Below are 23,186 nucleotides of genomic sequence, written 5' to 3' on the forward strand. Positions count from 1 at the left end.
GAGGTACCCGCGTGCCGGCGGTTCAGAACCTCGGCGCCCGCTTCTCCAAGAAGGCCGCCACGCCCTCCGCGTACTCCCGGCTGTGCACGGCTTCGTCGTACAGCGCGCGCACGGCGTCGTCCTCGTCGTGCTGACCGTCGGTGATCCGGTTGACGATCTGCTTCGCGCCGCGGACGCTGACCTGCGCGCGTGCCGCGATGGTCTCGGACAGCTGCCCGACCCTGGCGTCCAGGGCGTCGGCCGGGTGGACCTCGTTGACCAGGCCGATGCGCAGCGCGGTGGCCGCGTCGACGATCTCGCCGCTGAACAGGATCTGCTTGGCCCAAGCCGGGCCGACCACGTCGACCAGCTGCTTGGTGGACGTGAAGTTGTAGACGATGCCGAGCTTGGCGGGCGTGATGCCGAACCGGGCGTCGGCCGCCGCCACGCGCAGGTCGCAGGCCAGCGCGATCTCGCAGCCGCCGCCGATGCAGAAGCCCGTGATGGCGGCGATGGTGGGCTTGCCGAGGGTGGCGATCGCGCGTTCGCCGTTGTGGACGGCCTCGCTGTACTTCGCGGCGCCGTCCGCGCCGTTGCGGAGGGTGGAGAACTCGCTGATGTCCGCGCCGGCCGAGAAGTGCTCGCCGCCGCGGACGACGAGCACGCGCACGTCGTCGTCGTGCCGGACCTGGGCCAGCAGGCCGGGCAGCGCCGACCACATGTCGTAGCTCATGGCGTTGCGCTTGGCCGGGCGGTCGATGGTCAGCGTGGCGACCGGGCCGGCGGTGTCGAGCCTCAGCGTCATCACCGGAGACTAGATCCTCACCGGCCGTGACCGTACGTAACCACTCTCACACCACCCCCGCGTGTCGAACCTCCAGGCCCCGCGTGTCGAACCTCCAGGACCCCCGAGTTCAACACCCAGGACAGCCGGCCGTGTTCTGAGCGTTGAATTCGGCGGTCCTGAACGTAGGACACGGTGGTCCTGAACGTTCGACACGCGGGACGCGGAGGTTCGACACGCGAGGGGGTCAGCGGTAGGAGTTGCGGGTGTAGGTCAGGCTGAAGGTGCCGCGGTTGGCGAAGTAGACGGAGACCAGGTAGGCCGGGTCGGTGGCCAGGAGGCCTCGTTGGAGGTCGCTGCCGTCGTTGCCGTCGTCCCAGCCCCACGCGCTGTTCGCGGAGTTGTCCTTGCCGTTGTCGCCCCGGAACGTGCCCCAGCTCGCGAACGTCGTGGAGCTGTTGCGCTGCGCCCACAACCCGCCCGCCGCGAAGGTGTCCACGAGCCGGTACCCGACCGAACGGTCGTTGCCGCCCGAGGGCACCTCGCCCGTGGTGCTCGGCACGTACACCACACCGTCACCACCCGGGAACTCCGCGCCGTTCCACGCGTACAGCCCGTGCCCCTTCGCCTCCTGGCGCGTGGTCGGCCGGGTTCCCTGCAGCCGCAGCGTGCCGTCGATGCCCTCACGCCCGGACGTGAACGTGCTGCCGGCCGGCACGTACGAGTAGAAGTCGCTGTGCGCCACCGTGACCACCGCTTCGAGCCTGCCGAACGCCGAACCGTCCTTGCGCACGGTCGCCAGCAGGCCCTCCATGTCGTTCTCGTGCGTGAACTGCTCGAACGGGTCGGCGAAGTCCTCCCAGTCACGCGGGTGGTAGAAGCTGTAGACCAGGAACCAGTGCGTCGACGTCTCCACGACCGAGTAGTACGCCGCACCGGTGAGACGCGCCAACGAGTCGTCCTGCGCCTCCCAGTTGTCCAACGTGTTCCACTCGCCGTCGAAGTCCACAGTGGACAGGTAGTCGGCGTCGTAGTCGGACGAGTCGGTGTCCTGGTAGTGCACCGGCGCCCAGTGGAAGGCGAGTTCGGCGTCGGTCGCCGCGTGCGCGGGGGTCGTGAGGAACACCGAGAGCGCGGCGGCCGCGAACAGGGACGCGGCGATCTTGCGTGCAGGGGACATGCTCCACCTCCGTCAGGGATGCCCGTCGGAGCCAACGGGCCGCGCTGAACCCTGGGGTGAAGCGGTGGTCAACACAAGGGGTGGAACAGGTGATCATTACCGTGGAGGCGCCTCCGAAGTGCCCAGGAAAGCCCGCGAGACCGCGGAAACGCTTCGGGACACCGCAGGCGGGCGGACGGGGAATGTCGAAGAACCCCGGTCCACCCGCGACCGCGGCCCGCCCGGGTTCACCCCGAGACGACGAGCGCGAGCACCGAGGTCAGCAGCAACAGGCAGCGCGTGCGCATGGATCACCTCAAATCCTTCTCGAACGGCAGGAGCGGAAGGGCTTCCGCGGTCAGGTCGAACAGCGGCGTGTACCCGGTCGCCAGGTACAGCGCGCGGGCCTCCGGTTGCCGAGGCCCCGTGGTCAGGTAGAGCCGCGCGTAACCGAAGCGGACGGCTTCGCGCTCGAGCTCCGCGAGCACGCGGCGGGCAAGGCCGCGACGGCGGTGCCGCGAGTGGGTCCAGATCCGCTTCAACTCGGCGTGCGCCGGTCGTGGCGCATGAACGCACCGCCCGCCACCGCCGCGCCGCCCTCGAACAGCAGCACCAACGTGCCGCGCGGCGGGGAGAAGACGGCCGGGTCGTACCGCGTCAGCTCCGCACGGGCGGCGTCGCCGTAGCGGGACACGTACTCGTGCGTCAGCTCTTCCCTCAACGGCGAGGTGGCCGGGTCCTCCCAGCCGACCCGGCGGGCGACGAGGGTCGTCACGCCACCACCGCGGCGGCGCGTTCCCGGTCCCGCTTGGCCACTTCCTCCCGCACGATCGGGATCACGTGGCGACCGAAGTCGATCGTGTCGTCGACCATGTCGTAGCCGCGCGCGGACATGACGCCCACGCCCAGGTCGTAGTAGTCCAACAACGCCTGCGCCACGGTCTCCGGCGTGCCGACCAGCGCGTTGGAGTTGCCCGCGCCACCGGTCGCGGCGGCGGTCGGCGTCCACAGGGCGCGGTCGAAGCGATCACCGCGCCCGGCGATCTCCAGCAGCCGCTGCGAGCCCGCGTTCTCCGGGTTCTTCAGCGAGTGCCTGCGGGTCAGCGGGTTCGCTCCCCCGGTGCGGGACTTGATCGCGTCCACCGTCCGGTGGGCCTTCTCCCAGGCCAGCTCCTCGGTCGCGCCGAGGATCGGGCGGAACGCCGGTGGGGTTCGGAGCGGTTGGGGGTGGTGCTTTCGGTCGGTTCGGGGTGGGGTCAGGCGGCCGGGAACATCCGGGACATCCCCGGCGGTGGCGTGAAGGGGTGCCAGCGGTTCCGGCGTTGGGCGAGGCGGTCGGCTATCAGCCAGAGGACGGTGGCGTTGTAGCCGTAGCCGAGGTGGCTGGAGGTGACGGCGACGTTCTCCTGGCGGGCCGCGGGGGTGCAGACGCAGGTCTGCCAGGCGACGATGCCGTCGGACTTCGAGTAGACCGACGTGGACGGGACCGGGAAGGGTGGCCGGGTGTGTTCCGGTGGTGGCATGTCCGCGCCGGCGACGTAGAACCGGGCCAGTAGTCGGTACACCGGGTTGACCCGGGTCTGGCGGAGGTCGGTCATGGCGTAGGGGCTGCCCAGGGTGATCACTTGGCGGACCATGCCGGGATGTTCACGGGCCAGTTCGCGGGCGAAGATGCCACCCAGGGACCAGCCCACGATGCTCACCTTGCCGCTCACCGCCAGTTCACTCAGCAGGTCGCGCATGCCGCGCACGACGCCGACCGACGGGCCGATGTTCAGGCCGAGACCCCAGCCGTGGACGTCGTAGCCGAGGCCCGCGAGGAACTTGCGCAGCGTCGCGGTCGAGGCGTCGGTCGCGCCCAGGCCCGGCAGCACGAGGACGGTGTGGCCGTCGCCGCTGGGAGCGGCCCGCAACAACGACCGGGTGGCCGCGAACTGGCCGATGGCGACGGCGGTGCGGGTCGGTTCGGTGAGGTACCAGAGCAGGCCCGGCGCCGGACCTGGCTCGGACGACAGCTCTTCACGCAGGTCAGAGTCATCCGGTGGGACGTGCGGCAGTGCAGACATGGCCCCTCCCCCGCTCCGCGTCGAGCGCGAACCCCAGGTGACCATGATGTTTCGTGGCGGTTGATTCCGCCAGTACCGGCAAGTCTCGATTCTTGCGCGGCGCTGTCCTGGACCGCCGGGTCGGTACAGGCCTACGGTCGGGCGATGGACCGGATGAGCGCGATGGACGCGGGCTTCTTCTTCATCGAGGACGAGAACGTGCCCATGCACGTCGGGTCGGTCCTGGTGTTCGAAGGCCCGGCTCCGTCGTACGGCGACGTGGTGCGGTTGTTCGCGGCCAAGTTGGGCACCGTGCCGCGCTACCGGCAACGGGTCAAGGCGCTCCCGCTGCACGTCGGCCGACCGGTGTGGGTGGACGACGAGCACTTCCAGATCCTCTACCACGTCCGGCACACCGCCGTGCCGTCGCCGGGCGCGGACGACCAGCTCCGCAACCTCGCCGGACGGCTCTTCGCGCAACGCCTCGACCTGGCCAAGCCGTTGTGGGAGGTCTGGTTGGTCGAGGGCCTGGAAGACGGTCGGTGGGCGATCATCTCCAAGGTCCACCACTGCCTGATCGACGGCGTCGCGGGCAGTGACCTCATGCAGGTGCTGCTGGACTGGCGTGAGGACGCGCCCCTGCCCGAGCCGGTGCGGTGGCGGCCCGCCGCCGGCCCGTCGACCCTGGACCTCGTCGTGGACGGCGTGCGCGACGCGGTGCTGACGCCGGTCACCCACCTGGCCAAGTTCCCGGCGCTGGCCAAGCGGTTGCGCAGCGGCTCGGAGGTGCTGGACGTCGGCCGTGCCGTGCTGGGCAGCTTGCCGACGACCGCCCGGCGACTCGCCGTCGGCACCCCGAAGACCTTGAACGGGCCGATCGGACCGCACCGGCGGTGGGTGTGGGCCCGCGCGGACCTCGCCGAGATCAAGGCCGTCCGCCGGGTCACCGGTGGCACGGTGAACGACGTCATCCTCGCGGCCGTGACGCGCGGTTTCCGCGACCTGCTCGCCAAGCGCGACGACCTGGCCGACGGTCAGGTGGTGCGCAGCATGGTGCCGGTGTCGATGCGGTCGTCCGCCGAGCGCGGCGTGCTGAACAACCGCGTCAGCGCGGTGCTGGTGAACCTCCCCGTCAGCGAGTCGGACCCGTTGGCGCGACTGGCGTCGATCCGGGAACAGATGGACGACCTCAAGAGCAGCCGTCAGGCGGCCGGCGCGGACGTCCTCACGAACCTGTCGAACTTCGCCGCACCCACCCTGCTGGCGCTGGGTTCACGCACCGCCATGCGCTTCCCGCAGCAGCTGTTGCAAACGGTCACGACGAACGTCCCCGGCCCCCGCATCCCGTTGTTCATGCTGGGCAGGCGGCTGTCCGAGATCTACCCGTACGTGCCGATCGCCAGCACCGTCCGCATCAGTGTCGGCATCTTCTCCTACCTCGATCAGATCACTTTCGGCATCAACGCGGACTTCGACGGCGTGCCGGACGTCCAGGTGCTCGCCGACGGCATCCGCGCGGGCTTCGACGAACTGGTCACCTCGACCGCGAGCTGAGGTGGTCGGCCGCCACCGCGCCCGCCAACTCGGCCGCCTCCGCCGCCGCCTCACTGATCTTCGTCAGGGCTTTCGGATCGATGAACAGCTCCACGTCCTGACCGATCTTGAACACCACCGCCCCTCCCCCCGGCTCCACCTCGTAGTTGATCCACACATCGCCTGGAACCTGCGCCCACAAGTGCACCCGAGCCCGACCCATGACCTCTCCCGTCTCCGCCTCTGTTATGATCGTGACGAGTGGAGCTAATATTAGCAAGTAGCACAACTCGATCGGGTGATGAATCATGGCAATGTCACCATCTGTAGCCGGCTGGGAGCTGGGTCTCCGCCTGCGAGAGCGCCGTGAGCTCATGGATGTCACCGCGGTGTCGGCGGGGCAGGCCATCGACACGAGCCAGTCGTACATCTCGGGCGTCGAGAACGGGAAGCTCAAGATCAACGCGAGCAAGCTCGCCGAACTCGCCGCCATCTTGGAGTTCGACGAAGCGGAAGTCGAAGAACTGCAGGAACTGCGCGAGGCGGCGGGCAAGCGTGCCTGGTGGAGCCCTTACTCGGCCATGTTCAGCGCCGAAGTGCTGCGGTACTTCGGCTTCGAGGCCGGCGCCGAGAGCATTCGCGCCTACAGCGCGGGCATGATCACCGGCCTGCTCCAGACCCGGGACTACGCGATGGCCATCATGAACGGCGGCGCGCCGAGCATCCGGCTGGCCGAGGCGCACCGCCGGGTCGAAGTGAGGATGAAGCGACAAGAGCGGTTGGAGGGCGACGACCCGCTCCGGCTCACCACGGTGATCACGGAGTCGGGACTGCGGCAGATGGTCGGCGGCCGGGAGGTGATGGCGGCGCAGCTCAAGCACCTGGCCGCCAAGATCGACCAGCACCCGGAGACGCTCGACGTCCGGATCGTGCCGTTCAGCGCCGACTACCACAACGCCATCGGCGGGTCGACCTTCTACCTCCTGGGTTTCGCCAGCAGCAGGCTGCCCGACCTGGTGTGGCAGGAGACGGTGTCGACCACCGATCTGATCGATCAGCCCATGCGGATCCGCGAGTACAGTCTGGCCCACAGCCAGGCGATGGATTCCGCGCTCGACCGGGTCGAATCACTGGGTCTGATCGAGCAGATCGGCAAGGAGTTGGAGTGAGCGACCGCACCGACTGGTTCAAGTCGAGTCGCAGCGCCGAGAACCCCGCGTGCGTCGAGGTCAGGTTCGTGCCCGACGCGATCGACGTCCGCGACTCGAAGAACCCCACTGGGCCGACGTTGTCCTTCCCGCGCAACGCCTGGGCGAAGTTCCTCAACCGCCCGGGTTCGTCAGCCAGTCCTTGATCCGCGACGCCACCAGCTCCGGCACCTCCAGCTGCGGCACGTGGCCGACGCCCTCCAGGACCTCGAAGCGCCACGACGGGTTGCGGCGGGCGGCTTCCCGGGACGACGCCACGGGAACAAGCCGGTCCTCGTCGCCCGCCATCAGGTACACCGGCACGCGCACCCTGCTCATCGCCGCGTAGTACCGCCGTCTGGTGGCGCCGGTCCACACGACCGAGCGCGCCGCCGTCAGGAACGCCTCGTCCAGCCCCGGGATCTCGGCGCGCTGCTCCAGCAACGACATCGACGCCAGGACCATCTCCTCCGGCACCGACTTCGCGTTCGCGCACACCAGGTTCAGCACCCGCTTGACCTGCCGTCGCGTCGACACCCCGGTCCGCGACTTCGTCAGGAACCACTGCCCGAGCCCCGGCACGGCGTACATCGCGAACGCCGCCGTCACCTGCGGGTCCAACCGCGCGCCCAACGCCAGCGGCACGGCGGGGTCCAGCAGCGCCAGCGCGGTCACGGACGCGGGACGGCGGGCGGCGTGCAGGATCGCGATCATCCCGCCCATCGAGTTGCCGACGAGCACCGCCGGCTCGCCGACCACCTCGGCCAGGAACCGTTCCAGCAGCCGCGCGTTGGCGGGCACCGTCGTGGCACGTCCCTCGGGGTGGGTGAGCCCGAACCCGGCCAGGTCGACGGCCAGCACGCGGTGCCGGTCGACCAGGTGGGGCGCGATCAGGCACCAGTTCAGGTGCGAGCCGCCCAGGCCGTGCACGAGCACCATCGGCGGTCCGTCGCCGCCGAAGTCGACGTAGTGCACCGGGGCGCCGTCCAGGTCGACGTGCCGGCTCGTGCCGCCCCAGTGGTCGAGTGTCGTCATACCGGTCAGTATGTCCCGGCCGGGCCCGCCTCCGGACGGGGGCCCGAAGTCACCTAATGTGGTGAACATGATCGTCTGGATCAACGGCGCGTTCGGCGGCGGCAAGACGACCCTGGCCGAGGAGCTGGGTCGGCGGCTGCCGGACGCCCTGTCGTTCGACCCCGAGTACGTCGGCTACCTGCTGCGACAGTGGGCTCCCCTGCCGGAGAGCGGCGACTTCCAGGACATGCCGCCGTGGCGCAAGCTCACCGCCGAGTTCGCCGCAACCCTGCACCGGGAGTACGGGCGTCACCTGATCACGCCGATGACCCTGGTCGAGCCGGCCTACCGGGAGGAGATCTTCGGGCTCCTCGCCGCCGCGGGTGTCCCGCTCCTGCACGTCTTCCTGGACGTACCGGCCGACGAGCTGCGCCGCCGCATCAACAACCAGGTCATGGACCCGCACAACCCGGACGCCGACACGAAGATCCGCGCCTTCCGCCTGGGCAACGTCGACCGCTGCGTCGCCGCACGGGCCGACCTGCCCGCGGACACGCTGGTCCTCCGAGGCGACCTGCACACCCCGGAGCAGCTGGCGAACCAGGTCCTCGCCGCGCTCTAGGACGACGGCGGCCCGGCCGTGATGCGGTCGCGCACGGCGTCGACCGTGGTCTCCCAGTCCGACTCGACCCACCAGGTCGCGCCCGCGTCGGCCCACTCGCCGACGCTGGTCGCCACGCCCTCGGCGATCACGTCGAACCCCTCCCACGGCAGCCCGAGGGACGCGCGCAGTTCCCGCGCCCGCGCCACCACCGCCGCCAACTCCGACGGGTTCGCCGGACCACGCGCCTCACCGCCGTCGATCACGTTCGGCAGCAACCCGTCCCACGCCACCGCACGCCTCATCGACGCGGGGCGGCCGTACGCGCCCACGACCCACACCGGCACCCGTGGCCGCTGCACGGGCGGCGGTGGTGGGAAGAAGTCCGTTTCCCGCACGTCGTAGCGCTGCCCGCGGAACGAGAACGGCTGCCCGCGCATCAGCCCGTCGTACACCGCGAGCCCTTCGTCCAGCAGCAACGCCCGTTCCGCCCGGCTCGTCGCGCGCTCGAACGCCGTCCACCCGGGGTGCAGCGCGCCCAGCCCGACCGACAGCTGCACCCGCCCGCCGGACAACCGGTCCAGCGTCGCCGCCTTGGACGCCACGTCCCACGGCTTGAACCGGGGCAACGGCGTCAGCATCGTGCCCAACCTCACCGACGACGTGCGCATCGCCGCCGCCGTCAACGCCACCCAGGCGTCGACGCCCCACACCGACTCGGCCAGGAACACGCCGTCCCAGCCGCACCTCTCGGCCAACGCCGCGCACGACGCCACCTCCGGCGCGTCGAAGAACGGCAGCACGATCCCGCAACGCATGCCGGCAGCCTCCCACACGTGGTCACGTCGTCCCCGCCAGGAGTGGCGCGCTCCAGGTGCCGAGAGCGATCTCCGCGGTGATGCCGGGGCCGAAACCGGCGATGACGCCTCGCGCGCCGTGCCCCGCCCCGCCGTCGGCGAAGAGCCGTTCGAGCGCGTCGAAGATGACGACGCTGGCCACGTTCCCGCGTTCGGTGAGCGTCATCCTGCTGTACCGGAACGTCTCCGCCGGCAGCCGCAGGTGCTTGCCGAGGTCGTCCAGGATCCGAGGCCCGCCCGCGTGCACGATGTAGAAGTCGAGGCCCGCGATGTCCCAGCCGTGCGGTTCGGCCGTCTCCCGCATGGCGGGCGCGAGCATGGACATCGTGCCGGGCACCCGCTTGTCCAGCAGGAAGTGGAACCCGGTCTCGCGGACCTCGTAGGCGATCCAGTCCTCGGTGTCGGGCACCAGGCGCGAGCAGTTCCGCTCGACGCGCACGCCCTCACCGCCCTCGCCCCGCATCACGGCCGCGGCCAGCGCGTCGCCGAACAGGCCGTTGGACAGCAGGTTGCCGACGCCGAGGTCGGTCGGTTGGTACAGCAGGGAGCAGAACTCGCACGCCACGATCAGCACGTTGGCCCCGGGGTAGGCGGTGCAGAAGTCGTGCGCGCGGTTGATCGCCGCACCGCCTGCGGCACACCCGAGTTGCGCGATCGGGAGTTGGCGGGTCGACGACCGGAAACCCATGGTGTTGATCAGCCAGGCCGTCATCGACGGCATCATGAAACCGGTGCACGAGACGTACACGATCAGGTCGATCTCGGCCGCCGGCAGGTCGGCGTGCTCCAGCGCCCGTCGCACCACTTCCGGCACCCTGGACTTGGCCTCCTTCTCGTAGAGGGCGTTGCGCACGGCGAAGCCGGGGTGCCTGAGGGTGTCCTCGATCGGCTGGAGGATGTGCCTGGTCTGGACGCCGGTGTTGTCGATGAGCCGCAACGCGAGGTCGAGTTGCGGGTGGTCGCGGTGCAGGACCCTGGCGAGTTCCAGGGTCTGCTCACGGGTGATGAGGTGTTCGGGCACCGCGACGGCGGGTCGGCACAGCGTGGCCACGAGCCCGCCCTCACCAGGCGACGGGCAGCGCGAGCGGGCACCGCCAGATCGAGACGGTGTTCCACCGCACGTCCCGCGCCGGCACGGCCAACCGCAGCGTGGGGAACCGGGCCAGCAGCCCTCCGACGGCCACCTGGAGGACCATGCGGGCCAGGTGGGAGCCGAGGCAGTGGTGGCTGCCGTGGCCGAACGTCAGGTGCGGCACGGGGTTCTCGCGGTCGAAGTCGATCTCGTCGGGCCGCTCGTAGGCGAACCCGTCGCGGTTGGCGGTCAGGTACGACACGTGGACGGCGTCGCCCGCCCTGATCGTCACGCCGCCCACCTCGACGTCCTCCAGGGCGACGCGCGGGATGCCGCCGCCCTGCCGGAACGGGATGAACCGCAGCAGTTCCTCGATGGCCCGCGGCAGCGACTCCGGTCCCGACCGGAGCCGCTCCAGGTGCTCGGGGTGCGTGAGCAGTGTGTACGTGATGTCGCCGATCTCGTAGGTGGTGGTGTCGTGGCCCGTGACGACCAGCAGCATGACCAGCACGGACAGCTCCGCGTCGGTCAGCACCTCGTCGCTGACCCGGGCCGTGGCGAGGGCGCTGACCAGGTCGTCACCGGGGTCGCGGCGGCGTGCGGCGGTGAGCCGGTCGAAGTAGGCGCGCATCCCGGTCTTGGCCGCGGTGGCGGCCTCGCGGTCGGCGGGGCTCATCGACATCATCGCGGTCGCCCACCGCCGCAGCGCCGGCCGGTCCGGCTCGGGGATCTCCAGCAGCTCGCAGATCGTCATCAGGGGCAGCCGGTCCGCCAGGTGCTCGACCACGTCCGCCGGCGGGCCGTGCTCGACCATCGCGTCCAGCAGGGTGTCCACGGTCCGCCGCGCCCACGGTCGCAGCGCTTCGACCTGGGGCGTCGAGAACACCTTGAGGACCAGCCGGCGGACCCGGTTGAGGGCGGGCGGGTACATCAGGTTGATCGCCTCGCGCTGGGTGATGGGGGCCGGGGTGATGCGGGGGAAGTCGCGGTCGACCAGCGCGGCCCGGCTGAACCGCCGGTCCGAGGTGACCGCGCGGACGTCGTCGTGGCGCGTCACCAGCCACGCGTCGCCCTCGCCGTAGGGCAGGCGGACCCTGGCGACCGGCGACTCGGTCCGCATCCGGGTCAGGAAGGGGTCGGGCTCCAAGGCCTCGTCGTGACGAAAGGGGCAGCTCGACACCGCCTCTCGGTCGTGCGTCCGGACGTTCACGACGACGTTCCCCTCTGCGGCGGTCTGCGGCGAAAACTCATCCTTTCCATCAGACACGCCGCCGCACCGCCACGTCCCGGCCCCGGGCGCGGTTTCATCAGTTGTCGCGGTTCTCCCACCGGTTCGTGACCGGTGATCGCGCGCCCACTAACTCTCCGAGCTGGCCCGTGCCACTCATTCAGGCGCTCAAACGCCCTCCATGGAGCAGAGGTCCGGTGTGCCACAACCGCTCAAAGTAGGTCAGCACGCCCCGCAACCGGCGTCGTCGCCCGGATCCGCGAACGGGATCGGGCAGGACGGCGCGTGCGCGCACGTGACCAGGTCGTCGCAGCCGAAGTCAAGAGCGGTGCGCAGCGTGTCGCGGACGACCTCCAGGTCGACGATCCTGGCCTCCACCTCGGCGAGCTTGACCGCGACCCGGTCCCGCAGCCCCGGCTCGCGGCGGGGGCCGAGCCGTCGGCGGCGCACGTCGAGCAGGTCGGAGATCTCGTCCAGCGTGAAACCGAGCCGCTGCGCCGCCTTGATCATCCGCAACACGGTGAGCGCTTCCGGCGGGTAGACGCGGTGGCCGCCCGGCGTGCGCTCCGGTTCGGACAGCAGGCCTCGGCGCTCGTAGTAGCGCAACGTCTGGTGGTTCACCCCGGCGGCCTCGGCGAGCTGCCCGCTGCGCAACCCGGTCACCTCGCCTCACCCGCCCGCTCCTGGAGGGCGTCGAGCACGTCGACATGCGTGTCCGTGACCGTGAGGTCCAGCCGCACCCGCCCGGCCGAGGCCACGACGGCGAACGTGAAGAACGAGCAGCACGTGGTCTCGCGCACGGCCAGCGCCGCCGCCCGTGCCGCCGTCTCCGGCGTCGGGTCGAGGGTGATGCGCAGGTGGGTCGGGTCCGGGCGCTCCACGTCGCCGGTGGTGACCAGCTCGTCGAACTCCGCTTCACGCAGCGGGCGTTCCGCGGTCGGCAGCGTGCACACCGCCGGCGCCCAGCGTTCGTCTGTGCTCATGAAGCCACGGTAAGCCTGTACCGCGGTACCGGTTTCAACGTCAGGACATGGGCGTGAAGACGCACTCGAAACCGGTTCTCAACCCCGGCTTGTGCGTGGCGGCCATCCAGAACTCGCCGGGACGCACGACGCCGCCCAGGCAGCAGCTGCTGACGTAGCCGACGCTGGTCGTGGGCGGGCTCTGGGGCCCGACCAGCAACCGCACCCGAGCCGTCCGACCGGTGACGAAGTGCACGGACACGTACCCGAACGTCCTGGCCTGGTAGACGGTGTCCAGGGCGGCTCGGAAGCGCGGCTCGGCGGTCCGCGTGGGCCGCTCCCCGTTCCCGGTGAGCTCGCCCAGCAGGTCGGTCAGCTGCTCGACGCGGCCTTCCAGCTCCCGGATCCGGGCGTACAGCGCTTCGTCCCTCGGTACTTCGTCCCTCGGCGCGGACACGTCCCCACCCCTTGTCGCGTTGCGGCAACACCCTCGATGACGCTAAGACGCGGTCGACGCCCCGCCGTTCCCGACTCGGCCGCGCGGTGGCGCCCAGGTGGTGGTGAACGCGGCCCACACGAGCGGTGAGCAGGTGAGGTCGCCCGTTTCCTCCCACCGGGTGGCCGCGGCGCGTTGCCAGTCGTTGAGCGCGGTCACCGGGTCGGGCGCGCGGTGGGCGGCGTCGATGGCGACCACGGTGGGCGCGAGGACGGGGGTCGGCGGGAAGCCGGGCACGAGGCGGCGCAGCCCTTCGTCGGTCGGCAACGTCCACCTCGTCGCGGTCACGTGCTCCGCCCCGCCGTGCACCATGGCCGTGACCAGGCCGGACGGTTCGGCGAAGCGGACGTCGCCGCCGCTCTCGCAGGCCACCAGGGCGACCCGGGCCGGTATCCGCCACGGGCGCACCGGGCCGGGCCGGTGACCCAGCACGATGTCGGCGGCGGCCAGGGGGCGGTGCGCGCCGAGCGGTGCGGCCCGACCCGTGGTGTCGGCCGTGCAGGACAGGTGCAGGCGTGCGTCCAGGCCGTGCCCGCCGGTGGTGACGTGGCCGACGTAGAGGAAGCGCGAGGCGGTGGCCAGCGCCCGTTCGAGGTGGTCGCGGTCGATGTCGTCGCGGCGCAGGCCGCCGGGTGCGAGCGCGGTCAGGTCCGGGGTCGGGTGGCTGAGCACCGAGCCGAGGCCGGACGCGTCGGGGAACCCGGGCACGACGGGGTCCAGCACGCTGACGACGGGTCCTCGCGGGTCGAAGGCGTGCACGCGGCGTTCCGCGGCGTTGCCGACGGTCGCCGGGGGCAGCACCGAGATGGTGGCGTCGTGCACCGCCCGCTGTCCTTCGTCGACCCGCAGCGCTTCCCAGGGCACCAGGGCGGTCGAGGGTGACGGCTGGACGCGCAGGTGGGGCCGGATCCCCTGTGCCGGCCAGGAGTTCAGCTCGGCCGCCAGCCGGTGCGGCACCAGGGCGCGCGCCATCCGGGTCGACAGGTCGAGTTCGCGCGTGTGGTCCACCAGCGGGCCGTTCGTGAGCGCGCGCCGCAGCGCCTGGTCGGAGGTCTCGCCCGGCAACGGCGACGGCACCGCCGCCGCCCACTCGTCCAACGTGGCCCGCACGAGGTCGCGCGGCACGGCGATGACGCGGGGTTCGGCCGGTGCGTGCTCCCACCGCCACGACACGTACAGGTCGCCCGCGTCCACGAACTTGAGCTGCACGGTCACCACGACGCCACCGCCCGTTCCGACCGCACGGCGAACCCGTACCGCCGCTCGGCCACGTCGATCCAGGCGTCCAGGGCGGTCGGCGTGGCGGGGTCGAGCCGGACCCTCGGCGGCAGTTCGAAGCCGGTGGAGGGGAAGGCCGGGTCCGTGCCCGTGGCGAAGCCGGAGGCCGCGTAGGGCAGGTGCGTTCCGGCGGTCGGCGGCTCGGGCAACCCGATCAGGTCGGCGCGTTCCACGGGTGTCGTGATGCCCTCGGCGTGCAGGGACACCGCACCCGCGAGGTGGTCGATGTACTCCGCCGCCAACGTGGAGTCGCCGAGCGCCCGGATGGCCAGGAACGCCGACCGCGTGGCGGGTGCGGAGGCCAGTGCCACCCACCGTTCGCGCAGGGGGCCGTGCGGGAACCGCTGCCGGATCGCTTCGGAGGCCAGCGCGGCGGGGAGGGCCAGGTCCAGTGCCCGGCGGCCGAGCTGCTGCCGTTCGTCGCCTGTGGTGGTGGCGGCGCGGCGGATCAGGGCGTCCGCGCGCCACCACGCCATGCCCAGCGCGACGTGCCACAGTCCGGCCGCCTCGCACAACGCCGCCGCTTCGGCGTAGCAGGACTCGGCCTCGGCGAACTCCTGCGCCGCCTCGAACGCCGAGCCCCGCACTTGGTGCAGGGACAACGACTCCAGCGGGGTCGCCGTGCCCAGGAGCGCGAGTGCCCGGTCCGACAGGGCGAGGGCTTCCCGGGGCTCGCCGCGCAGGACCGCGACGGCGGCCCGACCGTGCAGGCAGGCGGCTCGTCGGCGGGGGTCGTCGGCGAGGAGGGCTTCCGCCTCGCCGTACAGCGCGTCCGCCCGGTCGGTGTCCGAGGCGAGGTAGGCCAGTCGGGCGGAGCTGATCAGGGCGGTGGCGACGCCGGCGACGTCTCCGGTGGCGGCGCTCAGGTCGCGGGCGAGGGCGAGGTGTTCGACGGCGCCGGGGAGGTCGCCGGTGGCGCTCGTGATCTCGGCCAACGTGGCGTGGACGGACGCGGCCATGGCGGGGGCGGAGGTGTAGGCGAGGTCCAGCGCGGTGCGCGCTTCGTCCGCGGCTTCGGCGAACCAGCCCCCGGTGGCGAGCACGCGGGCGCGGGTGGCGCGGACGGTGGCGCGGACGGGTTCGGCGTTGTCGACTTCCGTCACCAGGTCGAGGGCTTCGTCCAGGTCGGTGAGGGCGTCGGGGAGGTGGGTCTGGTTGAGCCGTGCCGCGGCTCGGGAGATCAAGGCGTTGACCAGGACGGAGGCCGAGCCGTAGGCGTCGCCGACGATCGTGAGCGCCGTTCGGGCTGCTTCGATGGCTTCGGTGCTCCAGCGGACGGCTTCTCGGGGGTGGTCGGCGACTCCGGCCAGGTTGCCGGCGACTCCGGCGCGGCAGACCACGGCTTCGACGTCGTCCACGGTGGCCGGGTCGCGGTGTGGGGCTTCGAGCGTCTCGCGGTACGCGGCCTCGAAGGCGACCCTGGCGGCGGCGCGATCGCCTGATGACAGCAGCACCGCGCCCTCGGCGTTCAGCTCCACGAACCGCCGCCACCGGGGCCCGAGCGGCTTCCGGCCCGGGTTGTCCGCCAGCAGCCGGTACGTGGTCGCGCGCCCCTCGTCCCCCGCCTCGTCGGCGAGGAGCGCCAGGTTCGTGTAGAGGTTCTCCAGGTACTCGGGCGCGTGAGAAGCCGCCAGCTCGACCGCCTCGACGGCCTCCGCCTCGGCCTCGGCGAGGTGACCGGCCACCATCAGCAGCCCGACGCGCGTGTTGCGCAGCACCACCTGCTGCGACGGCTCGGCGCCGACGAGCGCGTCCTCGACGTCCCGCCACCCCTCGTCCCACCGGTCGAGCCAGGGCAGCAGGTCCGCGCGCGCCGCGATGGCCGTCAGCCTGACCGTCCCCTCCCCCGCCTCGATCGCCTCGGTCAGCAAGTCCACCGCGCGCGAGCGCTCGCCGGCCATGTCCACCACGTGCGCCAGGTTCACCAGGACCTGCGCGCGGTCCTCCGCTGAGGACGCCGTGAGCGCCGCTTCGAGCGCGGACCGCGCGCCGACCAGGTCACCGGCGCCGGCCAGTCGCACGCCTTCGTCGTTCAGGTCCGACGAGTCGTTCACCGCGCCGTCCGCTCGGTCACGGTCGAGGTCGGCGAGCCGATCCGGGACCTGGCGTACGAGATGATCGCCGCACGGCGCGGCCCGGCGTCCGGATCGGGCGCGGTCGGCTCGGCGAAGTCCGGCGCGTAGACGGTCAGCGCGCGCCGGTCCGGCGGCAGCAACAGCACGGCCGCCGACACCGGCGCGGACCCGGTGAGCCACCCCGTCGCGTCGACCTCCAACGTCACCTCGACCTCGCCGAACCGGGCCGCCAACCGCGGCCCCGGCGTGGGTCCTGGCACGACGGACACCTCCAGCACCGTGCTCCCCTGCCGCCGCACGACGGCCCACCGGGCGGGCGCGGCGGCGTCGACCACGCCGTGCGGCACCAACGCCCAGTCCACAGCGGACGAACCGGACAGGGCCGTGACGCCGCCGCCGTCCACACCTCCGGCGGCCAACGCGAACCCCGCCCTGCTCGGGACCTCCGCCGGCCGCAGCTCGACCCCGTAGTCCTCGGCCAGCTCCGCGACGCGTTCGGCCAACGCGGCCAACGCGGGATCGGACACGTCGAGCGGCACGACCGGGGCCAACGCCCGCCCGACCGCGTCCGGGTCGTCCAGCAGGTGCTCCACAGTGGACACGGCGACCGCGCGTTCGGCGTGCAGCACGGCGGGATCCAACGCGGGCACACCGGCCGTGACCGACGCGGGCCACCACGCACGAGCCCAGTTCAGCTGCGCCACCCGGCGGCAGGCGTCCCGGACGCGCCAATCACCGTCACCAGGCACCTCCACCTCCGCCGCGCCACCGAGGATCGCCTCGGCCGCGTCGCCGTAGACCTCCCACAACCACTCGGACGCGCGCTCCGGGTCGTGCACGCGTGCGGCGGGCACGGCGGCGTCGGCCAGGACGTCCCACGCGAGCGAAGCGCCCGAACCTTCGAGCAGCGCCACGACCTCGGGCGACGTGGGCCAGTCGCCGACGACGAGGTCGGACTCGCGCGTCACCCTCACGCCACCGCCTCCCGCTCCAGCACGGACCGCAACCGGTCGCGCTGGTCGAGGATCACCGATCGCAGCACGCCGTCGAGCACGTCCCACACCTGGTCGAACGTCACGGTCTCGTGCCGCAGCTCCCGGCCGTGCACGCGCACCCACAACCGCCTCAGGTACGCCTCCCGCACGCCGCGCACGTCCGCGCGGACCTCCGGCGGCGCGGCCGACGGCATCCGCAGCACGCGGTGCACGTACGCCTCGCGTTCCCACCTCGACCGCAGCCTGGCCGCCGCCGAGCCCGGTCCGCCCGCCGGCCGGCCCGCGAGGTCGGCGGACGCGTCCCGGCCCAGCACCACGACGAGCCTGCTCTCCTCCTCGGCGAGCTGCCACGGCCCGGCCGATCGGGTGATCTCCCGCCGCACCAACGTCGGCACGTCCGCCAGCCCGGCCCGCTGGAACGCGTTGGTCAGCGGCGCGAACAGGCGTTCCACGATCGACCGGTCGAACGGCCTCGGCAGGTTCGCCTTCGACGCGCCGCGCCCCAGCTCGGGTCGCACGGGCCGGTCACGCGAGGTCAGCCCGTGCGCCAGCGCCACGCCCGGCCGGTCGAGGTCCGCCGCGCCCGCGCTGCCCGCCGAGCCCGTGACCAGCGCGTCGAACAGGGTCCGGTCGGGCGTGACGGCGCAGGTGGCCAGGAACTCCGAGGTCGCCGTCGGCACCGCGGCGGCGGGGCGGGGAGCGGCCCACGCCGCGTCGAGCAGCCGGGTCAGCTCGGCCGCGTTGACCGGGTCGGTCACGAAGTCGCGCAGCGCGGCGACGGTCGGCCCCTCCTGCTCGTGGACCTCCTCCAGGACGGTCCCGGCGACGTCGGCCGCGTCCGGTCCGGGTTCGCCGTGCGCGGTGGCCAGCTCGAAGCAGCGCTGGAAGTAGAGGTCCTGCGGGTTGCCGTCGGTGATCCAGCGGCGGCGGCGCTCCTTCTTCAGCACCGCGAACCAGCTCGCGGTCGCGACCAGCACGGGGCCCGCGTCGGCGATGCGGGAGGTCAGGGCGTCGGCGTGCTCGGCGGCGATCGCGCCCGCCGCGAACTCCGGGTTGAGCACGGGCCGCAGCACGAGCGGGTCGAGGATCAGCTTCACCGTGCGGGTCAGCGGGCGGCCCGACGCGTTGCTCAGCGGAGCGACCGCGTCGCCCAACGCGGCCCACGCCCGGGCGACCAGCGCACCGCGCGGAAGCGTCGCGGCTCGGACGGTGCTCACCTGCCCGAGCCTAGTCGAACTCCGATCACCGCTGGTGGCGGACTCGCGCACCCGGTTCCTGGGACCGGTAGGCGAGACGCCCGGCCGAAGCTCACCCCGTCACGACCGAACGGGGGAACCGATGTACCCGACACCGCAGCAGTACTCGCCGATGATGCCCTACGACACCCCGTCGCCTCGGCGGCGACGCGTCCTTCCGCTGCTCCTGTTGCCGCCGGTGCTGTTCGCACTGCTGTTCTTCGGCGGGTCCTACGCGATCTCGCCGGAACCGGACGTCGAGATGCAGGCCGGTTTCGCCTTCGCCGAGATCGACGGGCGGGACGTGGTGCTGGCGCCGTACGCGCGGCACGGCGTGCGCGGCATGTTCCAGCTGATGACGCAGGACCTGTTCCAGGTGCGGCTGGCGGCCACGGACCCGGCCACCGGCGAGGTGCTGTGGGACACGCAGCTGTCCGACCGGCTGGTCTGGGAGGCGTCGGTGCTGGCCGCCGGGCAGCGCTACGCGTACCTGGCCACGGACTCCGGGCTGATCGTGGTCGAGTTGGCCGACGGGTCGGTGGTGGCCGAGGGCGCGGGCGTCCAAGGGCTCGGCGACGCGTTCGCCACGGCGCGGACCGCCTACGCGTACGACCGGGAGAACCGCCGCATGATGGCCATGAACGCCACCGGAGGGGTGTTGGCGATCAGGCTGGACGAAGTGGTGGCCGAGCCCGTCGACCCGCAGACGGCCGCCGCCTGGTCCGGTCGGCTGTCCGTGCAGCGCGGCCCCGGGGCGCCGACCGCGGCGACCGGCGCCGAAGCCGCCTTGGCCGGCGGCGAGCGGATCGCGCTGCGGCAGGCGCCGGGTGGCGTGCCGGGCAGCGTGCTGGTCCGCGTCCCGCCCGACGGGCGGGAGCTGCCGGTGGGCTCGACGACGTTCCACGGCGCCCGGCTGGTGGTCGACGGCGTGACCGCGGTCGCCGCGGCCACCGGGCACGTGCTGGTCGAGCACCAGCGCTCGGTGAACGACACCGGTGTCGCGCTGAGCCTGGTGTCCCTGGCGACCGGGCAGGTCACCGCGACGTTGGCGGTCGAGACCCGGGTGGAACGCGCGCTCGTCGGCCCCGACGGCATCACGGCGCTGACGGCGGGCGAGGTGTTCGCCGCCGCCCGCGGTGACGGCCGGGTCGTACCCCTCGACGTCGGCTCGGCCGACTTCTTCGGTTCCCACCGCTGAATCAGAGAGGGACCAACGACCATGAAGGTGCTCACCTGGCTCGGGCTGACCGTCGGGCTCGCCCTCACCGCGACGTGGGTCGCGGGCGGGCTGGCGGGCGACGACGAGTCCGCCTGGCTGAACGGCTGGTTGGCCGGCCCGATCATCCTGCTGTTCGTCGTGCCGTCGCTGTTCTCGGTGGACCGGCTGCTCGGCGGCGGTCTCGCGGCGCTGACCGGCGGCGTGCCCAAGCAGTTCCGCGGCGCGCCGATCGGCATGGGCACGGTGGTCGGCGTGGCGCGCACCGGCCTGTCCGTCAACGACCAGCCGCAGCTGGACATCCGGCTGCAGGTCGACACGGCGGACGGCCGCACGTTCCCCGCGACCGCGCGGCAGATCGTCGACCTCACCGACCTGTCCGTCGTGCAGCCGGGCGCGATCCTGCCGGTCCGCTACCTGCCCGACGGGCGCGCGGTGCTGGCCACCGACGCTCCGCCGCACGAGCTGCAAGCCGCCCTCGACCGCGTGCACGTGGCCAAGGGCTTCTTGACGCCGCACCAGCTGCGCATCACCGAGCAGGGCGTGGACGCGAGTGCCGTCGTGCTCGACATGGTGCCGACCGGCCACACGCCGGACGGCCGGACGGCGCTGCGCCTGACCCTGCGCGTGACCCGCCCGGACGGCACCACGTTCGACGTCACGCAGGACAAGGAGCTCCCGCCGCCGTCCATCCCGCAGGTGCAGCGGGGCATGGTGGTCCGGGTGAAGTACCTGCCGGGCGACGAGTCGGACGTCGCCGTCCTCACCACCCTGATGTGACGACCGGGTGGACGGCCGCGCCGCGTCGAGCGCGACCTCAGCCGGTCGTGGGCCGGCGGGGTTCGGGCTCGGGCAGCTCGCCGAACGCGGCGGCCGGTCGCCCCACAGCGCGTCCACCGGGTCTCGCCTGGCCACGGTCTCGCCGCCGGGCCGGCACCAGCAGCCCGAGCACACGCCACCGAGGGCCCCGCGATCGGAGACTCGCGCGGAACGCATTTCACCCTTCGGTGGCGCACAAGGAGAACGCGGGGAAGGGAATCACCGGTCCCGGCAGTTGATCCGGTCGGGTCAGCCGCTCCCCAACCGATCGGCCGGGCGACCCGGTCGGGGTGCCCGAACGTGGACCGGCGGGCAGGGCACAATGGCTCGCTGTGACCACAGCCATTCACCAGAGGATCGCCGACGAGCTCGGGGTGCGGGCCGGGCAGGTCAGCGCCGCCGTCGACCTGCTCGACGGTGGTTCCACCGTTCCCTTCATCGCCCGCTACCGCAAGGAAGCGACCGGCGCGCTCGACGACACCCAGCTCCGCACGCTGGAGGAACGGCTCGGCTACCTGCGGGAGCTGGAGGACCGCCGGGCGGCTGTGCTCGAGTCCATCCGGTCGCAGGGCAAGCTCGACGAGGCGCTGGAGGCGTCGATCCTGGCCGCCGACTCCAAGGCCCGGCTGGAGGACCTCTACCTGCCGTTCAAGCCGAAGCGGCGGACCAAGGCGCAGATCGCGCGCGAGCAGGGCCTCGAACCGCTCGCCGACGGCCTGCTGGACGACCCGACGCAGGACCCGCAGGAGGTGGCGAAGGCGTTCGTGACCGAGGAGGTCGCCGACGTCGCCGCCGCGCTGCTGGGCGCGCGGGCGATCCTGGTCGAGCGGTTCGGCGAGGACGGCGACCTCATCGGCGAGCTGCGCGAACGCATGTGGACGCAGGGCCGGCTCGCGTCCAAGGTCCGGGAGGGCAAGGAGGAGGACGGCGCGAAGTTCGCCGACTACTTCGACTTCTCCGAGCCGTTCACGAAGCTGCCCTCGCACCGCATCCTCGCGCTCCTGCGCGGTGAGAAGGAAGAGGTGCTCGACCTCCAGTTCGACCCCGCCGACGAGGACGAGCCCACCGGCTACGAGGCGCGCATCGCGTCCCGCTTCGGCGTGGACAACCAGGGCCGGCCCGCCGACCGCTGGTTGGGCGACACGGTCCGCTGGGCGTGGCGCACCCGGATCCTGGTGCACCTCGGCATCGACCTGCGGTCGCGGCTGCGGGCGTTCGCCGAGGACGAGGCCGTGAAGGTGTTCGCGTCGAACCTGCGCGACCTGCTGCTGGCCGCGCCCGCCGGCACCCGGGCCACGATGGGCCTGGACCCCGGTTTCCGCACCGGCGTGAAGGTGGCCGTGGTCGACGCGACCGGCAAGGTCGTCGACACCGACGTGATCTACCCGCACGTGCCCGCGAACCGGTGGGACGAGTCGATCGCCAAGCTGGCCGTGCTGGCGAAGAAGCACGACGTCGAGCTGATCTCCATCGGCAACGGCACCGCGTCGCGCGAGACCGACAAGCTGGCCGCTGACCTGCTCAAGCGGCACCCCGAGCTGAAGCTGACCAAGGCCGTGGTGTCGGAGGCGGGCGCGTCGGTGTACTCGGCGTCCGCGTTCGCGTCGGCCGAGCTGCCGGGCATGGACGTGTCGCTGCGCGGCGCGGTGTCCATCGCCCGCCGGCTGCAGGACCCGCTGGCCGAGCTGGTGAAGATCGACCCGAAGTCGATCGGCGTCGGCCAGTACCAGCACGACCTGTCCGAGACGAAGCTGTCGAAGTCGTTGGACGCGGTGGTCGAGGACTGCGTGAACGCGGTCGGCGTGGACCTGAACACCGCCTCGGCGCCGCTGCTGACCCGCGTCTCCGGCATCACCCCCGGGCTGGCCGAGAACATCGTGCAGCACCGCGACAGCAACGGCCCGTTCCGCTCGCGCCGCGCGTTGAAGGACGTGGCGCGGCTGGGCCCGAAGGCGTTCGAGCAGTGCGCGGGCTTCCTCCGCATCCCGAACGGCGACGACCCGCTGGACGCCTCCTCCGTGCACCCCGAGGCGTACCCGGTGGTGCGGCGGATGCAGGAGCGCGCGGGCGGTGAGCAGCTGATCGGCAACACGGCGGTGCTGAAGTCGCTGCGTCCGCAGGAGTTCGTGGACGACACGTTCGGCCTGCCGACCGTCACCGACATCCTGCGCGAGCTGGAGAAGCCGGGACGCGACCCTCGGCCCGCGTTCAAGACGGCGACGTTCGCCGAAGGCGTGGAGAAGATCGCCGACCTCAAGCCCGGCATGGTGCTGGAGGGCGTCGTGACGAACGTGGCCGCGTTCGGCGCGTTCGTGGACGTCGGCGTGCACCAGGACGGCCTGGTGCACATCTCGGCGCTGTCCAACACCTACGTCAAGGACCCGCGGGACGTCGTCAAGTCCGGTGACGTGGTGCGGGTGAAGGTGCTGGAGGTCGACATCCCGCGCAAGCGGATCGGGTTGACGCTGCGGCTGGAGGACGAGCCGGGCCGCAAGCCGCCCCGCGAGCAGCGCGAGCCGCGTGGCGGTCAGCGCGGCGGTGGCGCGCCCCGCGGTGGCGGCAAGCCCCGTCAGCAGGAGCGCCCGCCGGCGAACGGCGCGATGGCCGAGGCGCTGCGGCGCGCGGGGCTTGGCGGCGCGAAGTAGGGGTAC

General features: G+C 72.2%; 24 protein-coding genes. 7 read left to right on the forward strand and 17 right to left on the reverse strand.

Going from position 1 to position 23,186, the window contains the following annotated elements; translation table 11 throughout:
- Nucleotides 1-22 precede the first annotated feature (22 nt).
- The 5 genes from AB0H12_RS02625 to AB0H12_RS02645 form a co-directional block, all read right to left on the reverse strand.
- Nucleotides 23-784, reverse strand: coding sequence for an enoyl-CoA hydratase/isomerase family protein (locus tag AB0H12_RS02625; RefSeq protein WP_499620269.1), 762 nt, complete (start codon nucleotides 782-784; stop codon nucleotides 23-25).
- 226 nt (nucleotides 785-1,010) lie between these two features.
- Entirely contained in the window at nucleotides 1,011-1,943 is a 933-nt protein-coding gene (locus AB0H12_RS02630; RefSeq protein ID WP_499620271.1) for a hypothetical protein, read from the reverse strand.
- 290 nt (nucleotides 1,944-2,233) lie between these two features.
- Nucleotides 2,234-2,668 carry a GNAT family N-acetyltransferase gene (locus AB0H12_RS02635; protein ID WP_499620802.1) on the reverse strand — a complete coding sequence of 145 codons (435 nt, stop codon included), beginning with the start codon at nucleotides 2,666-2,668 and terminating at the stop codon, nucleotides 2,234-2,236.
- A 25-nt stretch (nucleotides 2,669-2,693) separates the two neighbouring features.
- On the reverse strand, nucleotides 2,694-3,272 hold the full coding sequence (locus tag AB0H12_RS02640) for an LLM class flavin-dependent oxidoreductase (RefSeq protein WP_499620804.1): 579 nt from the start codon (nucleotides 3,270-3,272) through the stop codon (nucleotides 2,694-2,696).
- Nucleotides 3,179-3,988, reverse strand: a complete 810-nt coding sequence (locus tag AB0H12_RS02645; protein WP_499620273.1) for a lipase family alpha/beta hydrolase — start codon at nucleotides 3,986-3,988, stop codon at nucleotides 3,179-3,181. Before AB0H12_RS02645 ends, AB0H12_RS02640 begins: the two co-directional genes overlap by 94 nt.
- Nucleotides 3,989-4,132: 144 nt before the next feature.
- Between AB0H12_RS02645 and AB0H12_RS02650 the strand changes: the two genes are divergently transcribed.
- Nucleotides 4,133-5,521, forward strand: a complete 1,389-nt coding sequence (locus tag AB0H12_RS02650; RefSeq protein ID WP_499620275.1) for a WS/DGAT/MGAT family O-acyltransferase — start codon at nucleotides 4,133-4,135, stop codon at nucleotides 5,519-5,521.
- Here the strand turns inward: AB0H12_RS02650 and AB0H12_RS02655 are convergent.
- Nucleotides 5,502-5,723: a hypothetical protein gene (locus AB0H12_RS02655; RefSeq protein ID WP_499620277.1), complete on the reverse strand. Its 222-nt coding sequence runs from the start codon at nucleotides 5,721-5,723 to the stop codon at nucleotides 5,502-5,504. The genes AB0H12_RS02650 and AB0H12_RS02655 overlap by 20 nt on opposite strands.
- Before the next feature lie 91 nt (nucleotides 5,724-5,814).
- Here AB0H12_RS02655 and AB0H12_RS02660 point away from each other — a divergent pair, with 91 nt between their 5' ends.
- Together AB0H12_RS02660 and AB0H12_RS02665 are read left to right on the forward strand one after the other, a co-directional pair.
- Nucleotides 5,815-6,669, forward strand: a complete 855-nt coding sequence (locus AB0H12_RS02660; protein ID WP_499620279.1) for a helix-turn-helix domain-containing protein — start codon at nucleotides 5,815-5,817, stop codon at nucleotides 6,667-6,669.
- Nucleotides 6,666-6,854 (forward strand): DUF397 domain-containing protein, encoded by a 189-nt coding sequence (locus tag AB0H12_RS02665; protein WP_499620280.1) that lies wholly within the window; start codon nucleotides 6,666-6,668, stop codon nucleotides 6,852-6,854. The genes AB0H12_RS02660 and AB0H12_RS02665 overlap by 4 nt, the downstream gene beginning before the upstream one ends.
- On the opposite strand, the gene AB0H12_RS02670 is transcribed toward AB0H12_RS02665, so the two are convergent.
- On the reverse strand, nucleotides 6,823-7,722 hold the full coding sequence (locus AB0H12_RS02670) for an alpha/beta fold hydrolase (RefSeq protein ID WP_499620282.1): 900 nt from the start codon (nucleotides 7,720-7,722) through the stop codon (nucleotides 6,823-6,825). The genes AB0H12_RS02665 and AB0H12_RS02670 overlap by 32 nt on opposite strands.
- A 67-nt stretch (nucleotides 7,723-7,789) precedes the next feature.
- On the opposite strand from AB0H12_RS02670, the gene AB0H12_RS02675 reads away from it, so the two are divergent.
- On the forward strand, nucleotides 7,790-8,323 hold the full coding sequence (locus tag AB0H12_RS02675; RefSeq protein WP_499620284.1) for a P-loop nucleotide/nucleoside kinase family protein: 534 nt from the start codon (nucleotides 7,790-7,792) through the stop codon (nucleotides 8,321-8,323).
- On the opposite strand, the gene AB0H12_RS02680 is transcribed toward AB0H12_RS02675, so the two are convergent.
- The 10 genes from AB0H12_RS02680 to AB0H12_RS02725 form a co-directional block, all read right to left on the reverse strand.
- Nucleotides 8,320-9,120, reverse strand: coding sequence for an LLM class flavin-dependent oxidoreductase (locus AB0H12_RS02680; protein ID WP_499620286.1), 801 nt, complete (start codon nucleotides 9,118-9,120; stop codon nucleotides 8,320-8,322). The two genes, AB0H12_RS02675 and AB0H12_RS02680, sit on opposite strands and share 4 nt — an antisense overlap.
- Nucleotides 9,121-9,142: 22 nt before the next feature.
- Nucleotides 9,143-10,210, reverse strand: a complete 1,068-nt coding sequence (locus AB0H12_RS02685; RefSeq protein WP_499620287.1) for a type III polyketide synthase — start codon at nucleotides 10,208-10,210, stop codon at nucleotides 9,143-9,145.
- A 10-nt stretch (nucleotides 10,211-10,220) separates the two neighbouring features.
- Nucleotides 10,221-11,378 carry a cytochrome P450 gene (locus AB0H12_RS02690; protein ID WP_499620289.1) on the reverse strand — a complete coding sequence of 386 codons (1,158 nt, stop codon included), beginning with the start codon at nucleotides 11,376-11,378 and terminating at the stop codon, nucleotides 10,221-10,223.
- 303 nt (nucleotides 11,379-11,681) lie between these two features.
- Complete coding sequence (locus tag AB0H12_RS02695; RefSeq protein WP_499620291.1) at nucleotides 11,682-12,122, reverse strand: MerR family transcriptional regulator; 441 nt, start codon at nucleotides 12,120-12,122, stop codon at nucleotides 11,682-11,684.
- Complete coding sequence (locus AB0H12_RS02700) at nucleotides 12,119-12,442, reverse strand: hypothetical protein (protein ID WP_499620292.1); 324 nt, start codon at nucleotides 12,440-12,442, stop codon at nucleotides 12,119-12,121. Before AB0H12_RS02700 ends, AB0H12_RS02695 begins: the two co-directional genes overlap by 4 nt.
- Before the next feature lie 40 nt (nucleotides 12,443-12,482).
- Nucleotides 12,483-12,878, reverse strand: a complete 396-nt coding sequence (locus AB0H12_RS02705) for a hypothetical protein (protein WP_499620293.1) — start codon at nucleotides 12,876-12,878, stop codon at nucleotides 12,483-12,485.
- 42 nt (nucleotides 12,879-12,920) lie between these two features.
- Nucleotides 12,921-14,132: a CHAT domain-containing protein gene (locus tag AB0H12_RS02710; RefSeq protein WP_499620294.1), complete on the reverse strand. Its 1,212-nt coding sequence runs from the start codon at nucleotides 14,130-14,132 to the stop codon at nucleotides 12,921-12,923.
- Entirely contained in the window at nucleotides 14,129-16,249 is a 2,121-nt protein-coding gene (locus tag AB0H12_RS02715; RefSeq protein WP_499620295.1) for a hypothetical protein, read from the reverse strand. The genes AB0H12_RS02710 and AB0H12_RS02715 overlap by 4 nt, the downstream gene beginning before the upstream one ends.
- Nucleotides 16,246-17,244, reverse strand: a complete 999-nt coding sequence (locus AB0H12_RS02720) for a hypothetical protein (RefSeq protein WP_499620296.1) — start codon at nucleotides 17,242-17,244, stop codon at nucleotides 16,246-16,248. Before AB0H12_RS02720 ends, AB0H12_RS02715 begins: the two co-directional genes overlap by 4 nt.
- On the reverse strand, nucleotides 17,241-18,482 hold the full coding sequence (locus AB0H12_RS02725) for a hypothetical protein (RefSeq protein ID WP_499620298.1): 1,242 nt from the start codon (nucleotides 18,480-18,482) through the stop codon (nucleotides 17,241-17,243). The genes AB0H12_RS02720 and AB0H12_RS02725 overlap by 4 nt, the downstream gene beginning before the upstream one ends.
- Nucleotides 18,483-18,603: 121 nt before the next feature.
- Here AB0H12_RS02725 and AB0H12_RS02730 point away from each other — a divergent pair, with 121 nt between their 5' ends.
- The 3 genes from AB0H12_RS02730 to AB0H12_RS02740 all read left to right on the forward strand — a co-directional run bounded on the left by AB0H12_RS02730 (nucleotide 18,604) and on the right by AB0H12_RS02740 (nucleotide 23,180).
- Nucleotides 18,604-19,698 carry a PA2928 family protein gene (locus AB0H12_RS02730; protein ID WP_499620299.1) on the forward strand — a complete coding sequence of 365 codons (1,095 nt, stop codon included), beginning with the start codon at nucleotides 18,604-18,606 and terminating at the stop codon, nucleotides 19,696-19,698.
- Between the two features lie 21 nt (nucleotides 19,699-19,719).
- A complete protein-coding gene (locus AB0H12_RS02735; RefSeq protein ID WP_499620301.1) occupies nucleotides 19,720-20,496 on the forward strand; it encodes a hypothetical protein in 777 nt (258 codons plus the stop codon).
- A gap of 371 nt (nucleotides 20,497-20,867) precedes the next feature.
- Nucleotides 20,868-23,180, forward strand: a complete 2,313-nt coding sequence (locus tag AB0H12_RS02740) for a Tex family protein (protein WP_499620303.1) — start codon at nucleotides 20,868-20,870, stop codon at nucleotides 23,178-23,180.
- Nucleotides 23,181-23,186 lie beyond the last annotated feature (6 nt).

The sequence above is a fragment of the Actinosynnema sp. NPDC023794 genome (assembly GCF_040639675.1).
GTDB lineage: Bacteria > Actinomycetota > Actinomycetes > Mycobacteriales > Pseudonocardiaceae > Actinosynnema > Actinosynnema luteola.

Bases quoted from the DNA above. Each gene is read 5' to 3' on its own strand.
- AB0H12_RS02625 (WP_499620269.1), bottom strand. From the start codon at position 784: ATGACGCTGAGGCTCGACACCGCCGGCCCGGTCGCCACGCTGACCATC.
- AB0H12_RS02630 (WP_499620271.1), bottom strand. From the start codon at position 1,943: ATGTCCCCTGCACGCAAGATCGCCGCGTCCCTGTTCGCGGCCGCCGCG.
- AB0H12_RS02645 (WP_499620273.1), bottom strand. From the start codon at position 3,988: ATGTCTGCACTGCCGCACGTCCCACCGGATGACTCTGACCTGCGTGAA.
- AB0H12_RS02650 (WP_499620275.1), top strand. From the start codon at position 4,133: ATGGACCGGATGAGCGCGATGGACGCGGGCTTCTTCTTCATCGAGGAC.
- AB0H12_RS02655 (WP_499620277.1), bottom strand. From the start codon at position 5,723: ATGGGTCGGGCTCGGGTGCACTTGTGGGCGCAGGTTCCAGGCGATGTG.
- AB0H12_RS02660 (WP_499620279.1), top strand. From the start codon at position 5,815: ATGTCACCATCTGTAGCCGGCTGGGAGCTGGGTCTCCGCCTGCGAGAG.
- AB0H12_RS02670 (WP_499620282.1), bottom strand. From the start codon at position 7,722: ATGACGACACTCGACCACTGGGGCGGCACGAGCCGGCACGTCGACCTG.
- AB0H12_RS02675 (WP_499620284.1), top strand. From the start codon at position 7,790: ATGATCGTCTGGATCAACGGCGCGTTCGGCGGCGGCAAGACGACCCTG.
- AB0H12_RS02680 (WP_499620286.1), bottom strand. From the start codon at position 9,120: ATGCGTTGCGGGATCGTGCTGCCGTTCTTCGACGCGCCGGAGGTGGCG.
- AB0H12_RS02700 (WP_499620292.1), bottom strand. From the start codon at position 12,442: ATGAGCACAGACGAACGCTGGGCGCCGGCGGTGTGCACGCTGCCGACC.
- AB0H12_RS02730 (WP_499620299.1), top strand. From the start codon at position 18,604: ATGTACCCGACACCGCAGCAGTACTCGCCGATGATGCCCTACGACACC.
- AB0H12_RS02735 (WP_499620301.1), top strand. From the start codon at position 19,720: ATGAAGGTGCTCACCTGGCTCGGGCTGACCGTCGGGCTCGCCCTCACC.